General features: G+C 60.1%; 14 protein-coding genes. 5 read left to right on the top strand and 9 right to left on the bottom strand.

All coding sequences use genetic code 11. The annotated features are described in order from the left end of the window. Positions 1 to 211 precede the first annotated feature (211 nt). The 9 genes from ftsH to ybgC all read right to left on the bottom strand — a co-directional run bounded on the left by ftsH (position 212) and on the right by ybgC (position 10004). Positions 212 to 2143 carry an ATP-dependent zinc metalloprotease FtsH gene (ftsH, locus tag ATY80_RS13300; RefSeq protein ID WP_088692879.1) on the bottom strand — a complete coding sequence of 644 codons (1932 nt, stop codon included), beginning with the start codon at positions 2141 to 2143 and terminating at the stop codon, positions 212 to 214. 98 nt (positions 2144 to 2241) lie between these two features. Beyond that, positions 2242 to 3567, bottom strand: coding sequence for a tRNA lysidine(34) synthetase TilS (tilS, locus tag ATY80_RS13305; RefSeq protein ID WP_088692880.1), 1326 nt, complete (start codon positions 3565 to 3567; stop codon positions 2242 to 2244). 11 nt (positions 3568 to 3578) lie between these two features. After that, positions 3579 to 4583 (bottom strand): tol-pal system protein YbgF, encoded by a 1005-nt coding sequence (gene ybgF / locus ATY80_RS13310; RefSeq protein ID WP_088692906.1) that lies wholly within the window; start codon positions 4581 to 4583, stop codon positions 3579 to 3581. Positions 4584 to 4743: 160 nt separating this feature from the next. Next, positions 4744 to 5274, bottom strand: coding sequence for a peptidoglycan-associated lipoprotein Pal (gene pal / locus ATY80_RS13315; RefSeq protein WP_007802639.1), 531 nt, complete (start codon positions 5272 to 5274; stop codon positions 4744 to 4746). Between the two features lie 156 nt (positions 5275 to 5430). Then, positions 5431 to 6741, bottom strand: coding sequence for a Tol-Pal system beta propeller repeat protein TolB (tolB, locus tag ATY80_RS13320; protein WP_088692881.1), 1311 nt, complete (start codon positions 6739 to 6741; stop codon positions 5431 to 5433). Positions 6742 to 6763: 22 nt separating this feature from the next. Beyond that, entirely contained in the window at positions 6764 to 7900 is a 1137-nt protein-coding gene (locus tag ATY80_RS13325) for a hypothetical protein (protein WP_088692882.1), read from the bottom strand. 8 nt (positions 7901 to 7908) lie between these two features. Further along, positions 7909 to 8364 carry a protein TolR gene (tolR, locus tag ATY80_RS13330; RefSeq protein ID WP_028749423.1) on the bottom strand — a complete coding sequence of 152 codons (456 nt, stop codon included), beginning with the start codon at positions 8362 to 8364 and terminating at the stop codon, positions 7909 to 7911. A gap of 29 nt (positions 8365 to 8393) precedes the next feature. Next, on the bottom strand, positions 8394 to 9113 hold the full coding sequence (tolQ, locus tag ATY80_RS13335) for a protein TolQ (protein ID WP_016557208.1): 720 nt from the start codon (positions 9111 to 9113) through the stop codon (positions 8394 to 8396). Positions 9114 to 9539: 426 nt separating this feature from the next. After that, on the bottom strand, positions 9540 to 10004 hold the full coding sequence (ybgC, locus tag ATY80_RS13340; protein WP_016557207.1) for a tol-pal system-associated acyl-CoA thioesterase: 465 nt from the start codon (positions 10002 to 10004) through the stop codon (positions 9540 to 9542). A gap of 119 nt (positions 10005 to 10123) precedes the next feature. Here ybgC and ATY80_RS13345 point away from each other — a divergent pair, with 119 nt between their 5' ends. From ATY80_RS13345 to ATY80_RS13365, 5 genes are all read left to right on the top strand, one after another. Further along, entirely contained in the window at positions 10124 to 11344 is a 1221-nt protein-coding gene (locus tag ATY80_RS13345) for an NAD-dependent epimerase/dehydratase family protein (RefSeq protein ID WP_088692883.1), read from the top strand. Continuing rightward, entirely contained in the window at positions 11341 to 12162 is an 822-nt protein-coding gene (locus tag ATY80_RS13350) for a glycosyltransferase (RefSeq protein WP_088692884.1), read from the top strand. Before ATY80_RS13345 ends, ATY80_RS13350 begins: the two co-directional genes overlap by 4 nt. Beyond that, positions 12159 to 13043, top strand: a complete 885-nt coding sequence (locus tag ATY80_RS13355) for an NAD(P)-dependent oxidoreductase (RefSeq protein ID WP_088692885.1) — start codon at positions 12159 to 12161, stop codon at positions 13041 to 13043. Before ATY80_RS13350 ends, ATY80_RS13355 begins: the two co-directional genes overlap by 4 nt. A gap of 76 nt (positions 13044 to 13119) precedes the next feature. Then, positions 13120 to 13851: a hypothetical protein gene (locus ATY80_RS13360; protein ID WP_088692886.1), complete on the top strand. Its 732-nt coding sequence runs from the start codon at positions 13120 to 13122 to the stop codon at positions 13849 to 13851. A 96-nt stretch (positions 13852 to 13947) separates the two neighbouring features. Then, positions 13948 to 14535 (top strand): 5-formyltetrahydrofolate cyclo-ligase, encoded by a 588-nt coding sequence (locus ATY80_RS13365; protein WP_189637148.1) that lies wholly within the window; start codon positions 13948 to 13950, stop codon positions 14533 to 14535. The last annotated feature ends 2 nt before the right edge of the window (positions 14536 to 14537 follow it).

Raw genomic sequence — 14537 nt, forward strand, 5'->3', positions numbered from 1 at the left:
CTACAGGCTGCGCAGTATTACTTGCAAAATCACACCGCCACGGGCGGAATGTCGCTACAAGAGCCTCGAATGAGGCCTCCCTATGTCACCGGCATGACATAAATTGCCGTCACCATCACGTAAATTAGCAAGAAAACCCATTACATCGCGTTACCGACACAAAAGGCCGGAGTCCATAGGACCCCGGCCTTTCGTGCATTTTCAAGAGAAATCAATGCGGCTGTGGCTCCAAGCCGGCTTCCGGCTCGTCACCCTTGGTCGCCGGGCGCGTACCGGTCTTCGGCACGGCCGAACCGCGGCTGGGAGGCGCATCGTCGCCAAGATCGCGCGAAGGCTTCTCGCCACGAATCAACGCCTTGATTTCCTCGCCCGTCAGGGTCTCGTATTCAAGCAGCCCTTCCGCAAGCGCAACGAACTCGTCGTGCTTGTCCGTCAGGATGTCACGAGCCTGGGTATAGGCTTCATCGATCAGGCGGCGCACTTCGTTGTCAATCTTCTGGGCCGTCGCCTCGGAGACATTCTTCGACTGTGAAACAGAGTGGCCGAGGAAGACCTCCTGCTGGTTCTCGCCGTAGGCGACCTGACCGAGCTCGTCGGAGAAGCCCCACTGCGTGACCATCGCGCGGGCAAGCTTGGTTGCCTGCTCAATGTCAGAGGACGCACCGGAAGTGATATTCTCCTTGCCGAACGTCAGTTCCTCGGCAACGCGGCCGCCCATCATGATGCAGAGGCGCGAAACCATCCACTTGTAGCTCATCGAATAGCGATCGCCCTCCGGCAGCTGCATGACCATGCCAAGCGCGCGGCCGCGCGGGATGATCGTTGCCTTGTGCAACGGATCGGCGACAGCGACGTTGAGTGCCGTGATCGCGTGGCCGGCTTCGTGATAGGCGGTGAGCTTCTTTTCCGCTTCGGTCATCGCCGAAGAACGGCGCTCGGCGCCCATCATGATCTTGTCCTTGGCGTCTTCGAATTCCTGCATGGTGACGACGCGCTTGTTACGGCGTGCGGCCATCAGGGCAGCTTCGTTGACGAGGTTCATCAGATCAGCACCGGAGAAGCCGGGCGTACCGCGAGCCAGAACCTTGAGATCGACATTCGGTGCCAGCGGCACGTTGCGGGCGTGCACCTTCAGGATGCGCTCGCGGCCAACGATATCAGGATTCGGAACGACGACCTGACGGTCGAAGCGGCCCGGACGCAAAAGCGCCGGATCGAGAACGTCGGGACGGTTGGTCGCTGCGATCAGGATGATGCCCTCGTTTGCTTCGAAGCCATCCATCTCGACCAGCAGCTGGTTCAGCGTCTGCTCGCGTTCATCGTTGCCGCCGCCGAGGCCGGCGCCGCGATGGCGACCGACAGCATCGATTTCGTCGATGAAGATGATGCAAGGCGCATTCTTCTTGGCCTGCTCGAACATGTCGCGGACACGGCTCGCACCGACGCCGACGAACATTTCAACGAAGTCGGAACCCGAGATCGTGAAGAACGGAACGTTCGCTTCGCCTGCAACAGAGCGGGCGAGCAGCGTCTTACCGGTACCGGGAGGGCCAACGAGCAGCACGCCGCGCGGAATCTTGCCGCCGAGACGCTGGAACTTCTGCGGGTCGCGCAGGAATTCAACAATTTCCTCAAGGTCTTGCTTGGCTTCGTCAACACCCGCGACGTCATCGAAGGTCACGCGGCCATGCGCTTCGGTCAGAAGCTTGGCCTTGGACTTGCCAAAGCCCATCGCGCCGCGCGAGCCGCCTTGCATCTGCCGCATGAAGAACAGCCAGACGCCAAGGATCAGCAGCATCGGCAGCAACGTACCGATATAACTCAGGAAGCCCGACGAACCATCGGTTTCCGGGCGCGCCGAAACGAGGACGTTCTTCTGCTGCAAACGGTCGAGCAGGCTGCCGTCGACGACAGGCGTATAGGTCTGGAAGGTGGTGCCGTTTTCAACATAGCTACCGGTGACGCGGTTACCGGTGACGACGACTTCCTTGACGCGGCCCGCATCCACTTCACGCAGGAACTGCGAGTAAGGGATTTCGCGGGAGCTGGTCTGCGCCGGCGACGTCTGGAACATGCTGAACAGGGCAATCAGCAGGAGTGCTATGATTGCCCACAAGGCGAAATTACGTAAGTTAGGGTTCATCGAACTCCCCAGCACTGGAACAGCGGCCTCATGGCAACCGTCTTATTTGGTCTCTAACATAGGATTGCCTTAGGTGAATGCCAAGGAAAACTGGACTGTTAGATAGATTTTCCGTCAATAAGACCTAAAGGCGGTTTTGGATAGGGGCGTGTTCCAAAGGCAGCCGCAAGGCTCTCCGCAAAGATGAAATCAAATCGTGTCAAAAAACGGTCGAAGGGCGAAAAATAGGGTGTGATGCCGACTTTCTGGGCAGCACTGACGGAAGCATCGTTTCCTGCCACATCAACGATACGCGGCGCCGCTGCCAAGGCTCGCCTGACAACGCCTCTAGGTAGTTGAGCGCGTTGCGTCTCGGATCGGCCAGCAGCAATGCCGATTTCCAACGAGGTTCCGTTTTCAACTAGATAGCGGCCGTCCCAAACACCACGCCCGCCGGGTGCTAGCGTCAACGGCAAGATGCCGCGGTTTTCCCGAACGAGAAAGAGCCCATCGCGCCTGAGGTCGAACACCACCCGGCTCGCGGTCATCCGCCCCAGATCACCCTTTTCGATCAGAGCCAGCACGTCGTCCATCTGCTTGCGCCCGAGCGCGAACGCTTGACCGCCGAACACTGCCGCAAGACGTGCGACGGCATAACTAAGGATCTCGCGATCGACGGTCAGCCCGGCCGGCATCACCTGGCCGATACACGGAGGGTGGAGAACGAAATGCTGATCCAACCATAGCGCAGCTGCAGCGGCGGCGCCCGCGCGCAAATCGCCAACCGCATCCGCAGCCGGAATGGCGTCTGCCTTGTCGGCGAAGCCCGACCGTACGCGCACACGTTCGTATTTCGGATCATCATTGCTTGGATCGTCGATCCAGCCGACCCGTCGTGCACGAAGGCAATCACGGATCACTTCCCGTCGGCAACCGAGCAACGGGCGAGCAATCCACAAGCGGCGATCAAAAAGGACGAGATCGGCAATGCCAGTGCTTGGCTGCTCCGAACGTTCCCGTCGCATGGCAAGCGTCTCACGCTGATCATCAGCCGTGTGCGCGGTCACAACAATGTCCGCATTCATGTTTTCGGCGGCATCGGAAAGCAGCGCATAGCGAGCGTCGCGTGCTGCCGCCATGATGCCGGCTTTTGGCTTCTCGCCCTTCCAAACCTTGATCAAGTGGGGAATTTCAAGCGACCTGCAGAAGGCTGCAACCTCGTGAGCTTCCTCGGCGGATTCTGTCCGCAACGCATGGTCGACGGTTACGGCACAAAGCGAGATTCCAGAATTGGGAGTGGCCTTGAGAGCTTCGACGAGCGCCAGAAGCAGGCCAGTTGAATCGCTACCACCCGAAATCGCAACAAGGATGCGTGAGGGCTTGATCAGCGAGTCAAGGAAACGGCGTACCGCCGTCTCGGGTAGAAGGGGGCCGCCCGGACGCAAAGCCGGAGGACCTAGCAGGCGAGACGCTTTTGCTCGCTGGCAACCTTGGTTATGACAGCACGTGAAGCCTTGGGGTAACGCTTCGAGACTTCACGCAGCGTCGCGCATGCGGTTTCGGTATTGTCGAGCGCCGCAAGCGACATGCCGAGCTTGAGAAGCATTTCCGGCGCCTTTTCAGAGCTGCCATACTTCTTATGCGCGTCGAGGAACGTCTTGGCGGCCTCGTTGTACTTGCCCTGCGAGTATAGCGCTTCGCCAAGCCAGAAATTGGCATCGGCTGCGCGAGCGCTGCTCGGATACTGAGCGATATACTGGGTGAATTCCTGTTCGGCCGTCGAGTAGTCGCCGGAGAGCACGTGGCCGTAGGCGGCCTTGTACTGGTCGGCTTCGCTGCCGAGCGATGCGGTCTGCGACGAACGGCCGGAATCGACGCCCGGAAGCGGGCCGGATCCAACTGAGGCGCCCTCGTTGACCGAGCCACCGATCGGGTTGCCGTTCTGGTCGAACTGCATCGAACCGAGCTGCTTCGGCGGCTGGCCGAGGCCATCGTTCGCCGGGACATCGGTCGAGGGAGCCGTTTCGGCTCCCTGCGGTGCTTGGATAACACGAGCGACATCATCGCCGCCGCCCTGACCTTGAACCGGAGGAGGCGCGTCGGCCTCGCTCTTCTTCATCGTCTTGGAGCTGCCACCGGCACTGCCGCCGCCACCGCCCTTCTCCAGCTGCTGGAAGCGGAATTCGTTGTCTTCCTGCGCCTTGCGGATCGTTTCCTGCATCTGCAGGAGCTGGAAGCTCATCTCCTCAATGCGGCCATTCAGCTGACGCAGCTGCTCTTCGAGCTGCTGGATACGAACTTCGGCGCCCCCGGCCTGCACGTTTACAACCGGTGCCTGCGGCTGCCGATCCGCGGCCTTGCCGCCAATCTGCCAGCCAAAAAGCGACGTCGCATTCGCCGATTGGCCCGCCCCGGCCACGGCCGCGAGGCACAGCATGCCCGCAACGACAAGTTTTTTCATATGGTTCGTCCTGTCCCAGTGATTCTTCGCGCCCTTTGGCACGAACAGGAGATTTTTCCAATTACTTTCAAAAAGCAACGGAAACTGGCCAAAGTGTGTTCAAAAAGAAAAGGCGGCCCGCAATGGAGCCGCCTTTCGAAATTGTAATATTTCCCGGCAATTACATGCCGGCGCCACCGAGAACGGTAACGGCGCGGCGGTTCTGCGACCAGCAGGAAATATCGTCGCAGACGGCAACCGGGCGTTCCTTGCCGTAAGAGATCGTCTTCATGCGCTGCGCCGGAACGCCACGCGAAGCAAGGTAATCCTTGGTGGCGGCGGCACGGCGAGCACCGAGAGCGAGGTTGTATTCGCGCGTGCCGCGTTCGTCGGCGTGGCCTTCGATGGTGATCGCGTACTTCGGATAGCGGGCGAGCCACTGAGCCTGACGATCGAGCGTCTGGGAAGCGTCCGCGCGGATCGAAGTGGAGTCGGTGTCGAAGAAGATGCGGTCGCCGACGTTGACGGTAAAGTCCTGGGCGGAGCCAGGCGTTGCGGCACCGGCACCAAGGCCGAGATCGCCGGCGCTGTTGGCCATGTTCTTCTTGTTGGCGCAACCGGCCAGAGCGAGACCGGCGACAAGCGCGATCATGACAGGGTTGCGGGCAAAATTCTGCATGCGGCTCATTGCCGGGGTGTGAATTCGGCTCATGGCCGGTCTCCTTGCGACTTGATTAAGGTTGCCGGACTGTAACCTCGTTGGGTTAATCGGCATTCAAGAATTATGGTTAACAGATCGTTGATTTGGCCCTCAGTCGCCCCAATCAGGGATTTTTGCGGCGACAAAAAGGCACATCCACAGGCTTTCCTACTCGAGAAGTGGAGACCAGGCCGGGTCCGAAGCGAAGGTCGGAGTCTTGATGAGCTGCTCGTTGTAGCCCGTCAGATCGATCGAATAGAGCTGCGGACCACCGGCACCTGCCGCCTGGCGGAAGAACATAATGACGCGGCCATTCGGTGCCCAGGTCGGGCCCTCATTGTGGAAGCCCGTCGTCAGGATACGCTCGCCCGAACCGTCCGGCTTCATCACGCCGATCGAGAACTTGCCACCAGACTGCTTGGTGAAGGCGATCAGATCGCCGCGGGGAGACCAGACCGGCGTGGAGTAGTTGCCGTCACCGAAGGAGATGCGCGTCTGGCCGGAGCCGTCAGCGTTCATGACATAAATCTGCTGGTGACCACCGCGGTCGCTTTCGAAGACGATCCGGTTGCCATCGGGCGAATAGGACGGCGAAGTATCGATCGCAGCAGTGGACGTCAGGCGCGTCGTGGTGCGCGAACGCAGGTCCATCGTGTAGATGTTCGCGTTGCCTTCCTGTTGAAGGCTCATGACGACCTTCTGACCGTCGGGCGAAAAGCGTGGCGAGAAGGTCATGCCGGGGAAGTTGCCGACCACCTCGCGCTGTCCCGTCTCAAGCTGCAGCAGGTAAACCCGCGGCTGCTGGTTGGCGAAGGACATATAGGTGACTTCCTGACGGTTCGGCGAAAAGCGCGGTGTCAGAACGAGGTCGCTGCCGTTCGTCAACATGCGGACGTTGTAGCCGTCCTGATCCATGATGGCGAGCTGGCGCTTGCGCTCCTGCTTGGTGCCGGACTCCGAGACGAACACGACACGGGTATCGAAGTAGCCTTCCTCGCCGGTGATCTGCTTGTAGATCGCATCGGCGATGATGTGGGCAACACGGCGCCAGTTCTCCGGCTGGGTGTAGAACTGCTGCCCGGTCATCTGCGTGCCAGCAAACGTGTCCCACAGCCGGAACTCGGCGCGAAGGCGCCCGTCGCTTTCCTGCGTCACGCGACCGGTGACGAGTGCTTGCGCATTGATGACCTTCCAGTCCTCGAAGCGCGGAGCGGCATCCGGGTTCGAGATCTTCTCGATGAAGGCGTTCTTGTCGATCGGCTTGAAAAGACCGGAGCGCTGAAGGTCGGCGGCGACCACCTGTGACACCTGCGCGCCCATGTCGCCCTGCAGGAAGTCGGTGATCGCGATCGGAAGTGGCTCGACATTGCCCTTGTTGATGTTGATTTCGACAAGCGCGTTGGCCGGCGTGGCGACAACCGCAGTGGTTATCATGCCAACGGCGACCATCAAGGCGCGAATGAGGGAACACTTGGTCATGAGGGGCAAGCCTTTCAGCATTTTAAAGGGCTAGATCGCTAGGATCGAAGTTGACGACGACCTCATTCCAGGCGTCGTATTTATCTTTCGGCAGGTTCGAGAATGGGGCCGACTTCATGATGGCGCGATAGGCCCCGCCCTTGAGAGCCTGGCGAGTCGAATCGTTGGTGCCGCCGGTGGCTTCGACCTCCGGCTCGCCGATGATGTTGCCATCCCGGTCCAATTTCATGCTGACCTTGATGCGCACGTCAGCGGCGCCTTCCATCCCAGGGATGACAGACCAATTGCCGGCAATGGCGCTCTTAAGCGCATCCATCTCGCTCATCGAGAGCTTGGAGCCATTGGACGCCTTTTTCGATCCGAGCGAGGCAACTTCCGTCGAGCGCTTGGCGCCACCGGACGACGGATCCTGCTTGTTCAACAAAGCGGCAATATCGTCGGCGTTGAAGTCGCTCTGTTTCGAAGAAGCGGATTTCGCCTTCTCCTGCTTCTTGTCAGCCTTCTTCTTGTCCGTCGGCTTTTCGTCTGCGTTCGCCTGATCCTCGGTCTTTTTTTCCGGGGGCTTTTCGGCCGGCTTCTGTTCCGGCGGCTTCGGCTGCGGCTTCACGACAGGAGTCGGGACCTTGTCCGGCAGCGCTTCGGCGTCCGGCTTCGGTGGCTCGGGCTGTTCCTGGGGCGTTTCCTCGGGCTTCGGCGGAGTTGGGGTCGGCGGTGTGATCTCGGGCTTTGGCGGTGTGATGGAAGCGACCTGCTTCGGCTCGACATCCGTCTCCTCCTTCACAATCTCCTTCACCTCGTTCGGCACCGGATCATTCTGCGGAAGAGGCTTTTCGGCAGCCTTCGGGGCAGCAGCGCTCTCGTTGTTGCTGGGCTTGGCGTTCGGAACAGGCGGCGTCTTGAGGTCGACCTTGTTATCGCCCATGTTCTCGGCGTTTTCGACTTCGGTCGGCCTTGTTGTTGGCCTTGGAGCTGGCTTTTCGCTCGGCTTGGCCGTCTTGTCGCCCTGCTGCATCTGCGTCATTTCTTCGACAGGCACGAGGTCAACGGGCATCGCCTCGAAATCCTCGACCTTGAACTGCTCCGGGGAGCCGATCGAAATCAGCGCCCAGGCAAGCAGTGCACAGTGCAGAGCCGCAGATGTGACGATACTGGCCTTCATAGCGTTCGCTATTGGTCCTTCTTCTGCTGCGTCACGAGACCGATGTTCTTGTAGCCGGCACCCTGGATGCGGGCCATGACGTCGGCGATCACGCCGTAAGGCGCGGTCGCGTCGCCGCGAACGAAGATGCGTTCATTGTAGCCGGTCGTTGCGATCGCCTCGAGCTTCGCGGCGATTTCATCGACCGGGATCGGTGTTTCCTGCAGGAACACCTGGCCGTCGTTCTTGACCGAGATCGTGATCGGCTGCGTTTCGGAATTCAGCGCCTTGGCCTGTGTTTCCGGCAGGTCGACCGGCACGCCGACCGTCATCATCGGTGCTGCGACCATGAAGATGATCAAAAGCACGAGCATGACGTCGACGAGCGGCGTTACGTTGATTTCGGAGATCGCGCCACCTCTGTGGCCACCACGACGACGACCACCGCGGCCACCGCCACTACCGCCACCGCTTGGAGCACCCATACCCATATCGTTGACTCCGTTCCCGTCGATTACTGCGCGGCCTGGCGCGGCTGCAGTTTCTCGTCGATCTGGCGCGAAAGGATGGCGGAGAATTCATCCGCAAAACCTTCCATGCGACCAGAAAGCTTGCCGGCATCGGCAGTGAACTTGTTGTAGGCGATAACGGCCGGGATAGCGGCAACAAGGCCGATTGCGGTTGCAAGCAGCGCTTCCGCGATACCGGGAGCAACCACCGCGAGGTTCGTCGACTTCGAGCCGGCGATCGCCTGGAATGAAGTCATGATACCGACGACCGTACCGAAGAGGCCAATGAACGGCCCGGCGGAACCGATCGTTGCCAGCGAGCCGAGGCGGGCTGAGAGGAATTCGGATTCACGCGCCAGCGTAACGTCCATGGCGCGGTCGATACGCATCTGCAGACCGATCGGGGAGCGCGCACCGCGCTCGAACGACTTCTTCCATTCGCGCATCGCCGCAACGAAGATCGCGGCAAGGCCGGTATTGTTGCGCTCCGACAGCGTGCGATAAAGCTCTTCCAGCGACTGGCCCGACCAGAATACCTGCTCGAACTTCTCGAACTGGCGCCGTGCGCGACCATACGCCAGGTACTTGTCGATGACGATCGCCCAGGTCCAGACCGAGGCTGCGATGAGCCCGAGCATGACCAGCTTGACGACGAGACCTGCCTGCATAAACAGCGACCAGAGGCTGACGTCGGCCGTTGCTGCTGCCAATCCTACTTGTTCCATTGATCCAAAATCCCCGAATCCAAACGCCCGGCACTTGACCGGGCGGCACAAAGTGATCTCGCAAGAAGTGTCTGGCGGCCGCCGCCCAAAGCCCTGGTCAAGCTTCCAAGCTCTTATCCGCCTTCCTTGCCGTCAAATTTGGTCAAAGGAAGGCGTGCACCGCACAAACTCTGACAATCCGAGTAAGACACTATTATGGTTAACAGTTCGTTAGCGCCGGATCATGACAGCGAAACTATCGGCGAAAGATTTATCCCTTGGATTACTTGGTCAGATCTAGGTCGATGATCACAACAGCGCTTATCTTCCAGCGCGCGAATTCCTTCACACAAAACTCATGTTTATGCAAGGCCGGAATCCCGCGTCTTTTCAGCGTTCGCGATCAACCCAGGCGAATCGCCGCACACAAAGGGTGGCGGCAAGGGCTCAGGGCCCGCGGAGCGGCTTGCTGCCTTCGAGAAATTTCTCGGCAAGCGTTTCCGGCAGGCGTCGCGGCCTGGCATTAGCATTGATGACGGCGATGATCACCTTGGCGGCGATCAGCAGCGTTTCGCCGCGCCGGATCTCCTGATTGAGGACCATCTTGGCGCCACCTGCTTTTTCGGTGTGCGTCAGCACGGTCAGGATGTCATCCATCCGCGCAGGCTGCTTGAAGTCGATCTCCATGCGGTGGACGACGAAGACAAGTCCCTCCTCGTCCGCATTGATAAGCTCTCGCTGCTCGACGCCGAGGCACCGCAAATAGTCGGTGCGACCGCGCTCGAGGAAGTGCAGATAGCGGGCGTGGTAGACGAGGCCGGAAAAATCGGTGTCCTCGTAATAAACTCGTTGCAGGAGCCGGTGACCCGTTTCCGTGAGTTCACCCGAAATCGAAAAACCGTTGTCCGCCATAATTTTCTCCAAAGTCACGCGCCCTCTTTGGCGGAAGACTTTCCGCCTTGCAAGCATTGAACAATTGTCACGCTTCCTAAGTAATTTTTGACAGAAACAATCAAGCAGGAGACGACGCGATGAAGATTGCAGTGATGGGCGGAGACGGATTCATCGGTTGGCCGACATCATTGCATCTCTCCGACGCGGGGCACGAGATCCATATTCTCGACAACCTCTCGCGACGGTGGATCGACACCGAACTCGGGGTCCAGTCGCTGACGCCGATGGACTCGATCCAGGAGCGCACGCGCATCTGGCACGCGGAAACTGGTCGACGCATCCATTTCAACCTGATCGACCTCGCCAAGGATTACGAGCTCCTCAAGAAGTGGCTCGCCGAGAACCGTCCGGACGCCGTCATTCATTTCGCCGAGCAGCGTGCCGCCCCCTACTCGATGAAGAGCGACCGCCACAAGAACTACACCGTCAACAACAACGTCAATGCCACTCATAACCTCCTGAATGCGCTCGTTGAACTCCAGCTCGACGCGCATCTGATCCACCTCGGGACGATGGGCGTCTACGGCTATTCGACGGTCGGAGCGGCGATCCCCGAGGGATATCTGCCGGTTGGCATAGAGACGGCGGACGGCGAGACCATCAGCCAGGAAATCCTCTACCCTTCCAATCCCGGCTCGATCTATCACATGACCAAATGCCTGGATCAGTTGCTCTTCCATTTCTACGCCAAGAACGACCGCCTTCGCATAACCGACCTACACCAGGGGATCGTTTGGGGGACGCATACCGAGCAGACCCGCCGGCACCCGCAACTCGTCAATCGCTTCGATTACGACGGCGACTACGGCACCGTGCTGAACCGCTTCCTCATCCAGGCGGCGATCGGATATCCGTTGACCGTCCATGGCACCGGCGGCCAGACCCGCGCCTTCATCCACATCCAGGACTCCGTGCGCTGCATCGAGCTTGCCTTGAACAACCCGCCTGCCCGCGGCGCCCGTGTCGAAATCTTCAACCAGATGACGGAAACGCATCGGGTGCGCGATCTGGCGGAAATGATCGCCAAGATGAGCGGTGCTGAAATCGCCTGGCTGCCGAACCCGCGCAAGGAAGCGCCGGAGAACGAGCTGATCGTCAAAAACGAGAAATTCCGCAATCTCGGCCTCGATCCGATCACCCTGCAGACGGGGCTTCTCAGTGAAATCGTCGACGTCGCCAAGAAATTTGCCTATCGCGTCGATCGGTCGCGCGTGCCCGCCGTGTCCGCCTGGACGAAAGACATTGCCGTCACGATCAATCATGATCCGGAAGGCAAGAGGCTGAAGTCCGTTTCATGAGTGAGCCTCGACAAGCCTACATCACTCTCGTCACCAACGACGATTACGCCATGGGCGCCAAGGCGCTCACAGCATCGTTGCGCCGAACCGGCACTTCGGCTGATATCGTCGTCCTCCACACGGAGGGTGTTGACGACGCCAGCCTTGCCCCGCTCCTGCAATACGGTTGTCGCCTGGTGCCGGTCGAGCATCTGCCGCTGTCAGCCGAGTTCAATGAACGTCATGCTCGATCCAGTCTGCACGCCGCCGCCCCCTTCACGAAGGGACGCAAGCCGGCATTTCACTCGCCGCTTGACAATTTCTGCAAGCTGCGCCTCTGGCAGTTGACCGAATATACCAGCTGCGTCTTCATCGACGCCGACGCGCTCGTGCTGCGAAACATCGACAAGCTCTTCCGCTATCCCGAGTTTTCCGCCGCCCCGAACGTCTATGAATCCCTTGCGGATTTTCACCGGCTGAACTCCGGCGTCTTCGTCGCTCAACCGTCCGAGAAGACATTCCAACGCATGCTCGAACGGCTGGATCAGCCGGGTGTGTTCTGGAAGCGGACGGACCAGACCTTCCTGCAGGAATTTTTCCCGGATTGGCACGGCCTGCCGGTCTATTTCAATATGCTCCAGTATGTATGGTTCACCATGCCGCGGCTTTGGGACTGGCAGAGCATTTCCGTCCTGCACTACCAGTACGAGAAGCCATGGGAGACGAATCATCCGAAGGCCGATAAACTGCGACCGCTGATCGACCTGTGGCATGCATTCTATGCCGGCGCTGACCTGCCGGATCTATCGACCATGGCAAACCCTGAAGAGACAGCATGAAGGTACTGGTATCAGGCGGAACAGGTCTCGTCGGGCGCTATATCGTCGAAGAACTGCTTGCCGCCGGCCATACCGTGATCATCGGCGGCCGCCACGCGCCATTGCCTCGATTCTTTTCACGTCCGGTGGAGTTCGCCGCGCTCTCGCTCGATCCGGCACACGATCATCGCGAGGCCTTCGACGATGCCTATTTCTTCGTGCACGCCGCCTTCCACCACCTGCCCGGTAAATACCGCGGCGGCGAGGGCGACGACCCGGAGACGTTCAGGCGCTTCAATCTCGACGGCAGCGTCCGGCTTTTCGAAGCCGCGAAACGCGCCGGCACGCGCCGCTGCGTCTTCATTTCCAGCCGCGCCGCCTACGGCGAACACGCACCCGGAACCACGCTGAAAGAAGGTATGCAAGACAAGCCCGAGACCCTTTACGGCCAGGTCAAGCTTGATGCCGAGCGCAGTCTCGCACACCTTGCGGCGCCCGGCTTCGCAACGGCCAGCCTGCGATTGACCGGCGTCTATGGCGACCTTCGGCCGAACAAATGGGATAAGTTGATCGAGGATTACCTCGCCGGCCGTCCCTTGCCTTCGCGTGCCGGAACCGAAGTCCACGGAAGAGACGTCGGCAAAGCCGTGCGGCTGATGCTTGAGGCAGACGCCGCACGCATCTCCGGCGAGACCTTCAACGTCTCCGATGTCACGCTCGATACCTGGGACATTCTCGAACACATTCGCTGGGAGCGCGATTGCCTGAACAGGCTGCCGCTTCCTGCCGACAAATCACAGCTGACGCCGATGGACACGGCGAAAATCCGCGCTCTCGGCTGGTCGCCAGGCGGCATGCCGTTGTTCAATGAAACGATCCGTACGCTTGCTACGGGCACATAGGTGGAGCGGATAACGCACAGGCCCACGCAAGCCTGAAGTTGCAGACTGCCGCGGATAGTGCAATCCGGAGGATAGTATGCAGGTCGGTTCCGCATCAGCGCTCAACATCCTACGCAACAGCTACTCGACCGACAATCTCAGTACCACGGCCGACGGCACCAACGCGCGATTGAAGATATTGCAGAATGCAGCAAAGGCGCAGGAAAGCTTGCGAGAGAGCATGGCGACCTCTGCCGAAGCCACCAAGGCCCGCGCGGCACGAAAGCTTGAGGAAGCCAAGCAGCAACTCGAAATGCTGAAGAGCGGCGGCTACCCGCCAGAGGTCGTCGCCCGATTGGCGGCCGAACTTGCCCACAAGATCAGCGCCGCCGCAGCGGAATTTGCATCGGCTGTTGCTGCCAGCGCGACAAGCGCGGTATCCACCGCCAATGCAGCCGCCACAGCCACCGATACCGGAGCGGCGACGGCAGACGCCACAACCGACGCATCGGCCACAAACGCAACGACGTCTTCGTATAGCTCTGACGCGAGCGCGGCTCAAGCCGACGAGCCGGACGGCACAACCGCGGCACGCAATGCCTACCAGAGCATCGTCGAAGACGGAAAGCAGGCATCAGCAGGTATCTCCACCGAAGATCGCAAGACGATGGAAGAGTTCAAGGCCATGCTGCGGGAGGTCCGGCAGCTCATGGACAAGGCCATGCGCGACTTGCGCGGAAGAACCGGTCAACAGACCTCCGGCGCGAACGCCTATTCGTTTGAGGCACAGTCCAACGCCTTGGCCAGACCAACCAGCATCACGATTTGACCTGATCGGCTCAGGCAGGCGGTCAAAGGTCGCATTGTTCCGTTGAAATGATCGGCCAGACCATTATCGTCTGCTGAAAACAACGTGATGGACCGCATGACCCCGAAAGAACTGAAAGCCGAAATGCGTACCGGCCGGCTCGCACTGCGCGACGCGATCCCGGAAGACACTCGCATCGAGATGAGCCTGGCCATGGCCGAGCATGCGGGCGAGGCGGTCGCATTCGAACCTGGTACAATCGTGTCCGGGTTCCTGCCGATCCGCTCCGAGGCCGACATCCGGCCGCTTATGGCGCGGTTCCAGGCTCGTGGAGCGCGGCTTTGCGTGCCCGCCATCCTCGACAAGCAGACGATCGCCTTTCGCGAGCTCGTGCGCGGCGTGCCGTTGGTCAGCACAGGCTTCGGCACGTCGGGTCCGCCGGCGGACGCCGCCGTACTCAATCCCGAAATCATGCTGGTGCCCCTCTCCGCTTTTGACAATCGCGGCCACCGCATCGGTTATGGCGCCGGCTATTACGACCGCGCCATCGAGCGTTTGCGGCAAAAAGGCCTGCATCCCAAGCTGATCGGCATTGCATTCGACTGCCAGGAAGTGGCACATGTGCCCGACGAGCCGCACGATGTCAGCCTGGACGCCCTTCTGACGGAAAGCGGGCTGCGCTTTTTTGCCTCTTGGATTGGATAGCA

The organism is Rhizobium sp. R711, from assembly GCF_002211365.1.
GTDB lineage: Bacteria > Pseudomonadota > Alphaproteobacteria > Rhizobiales > Rhizobiaceae > Rhizobium.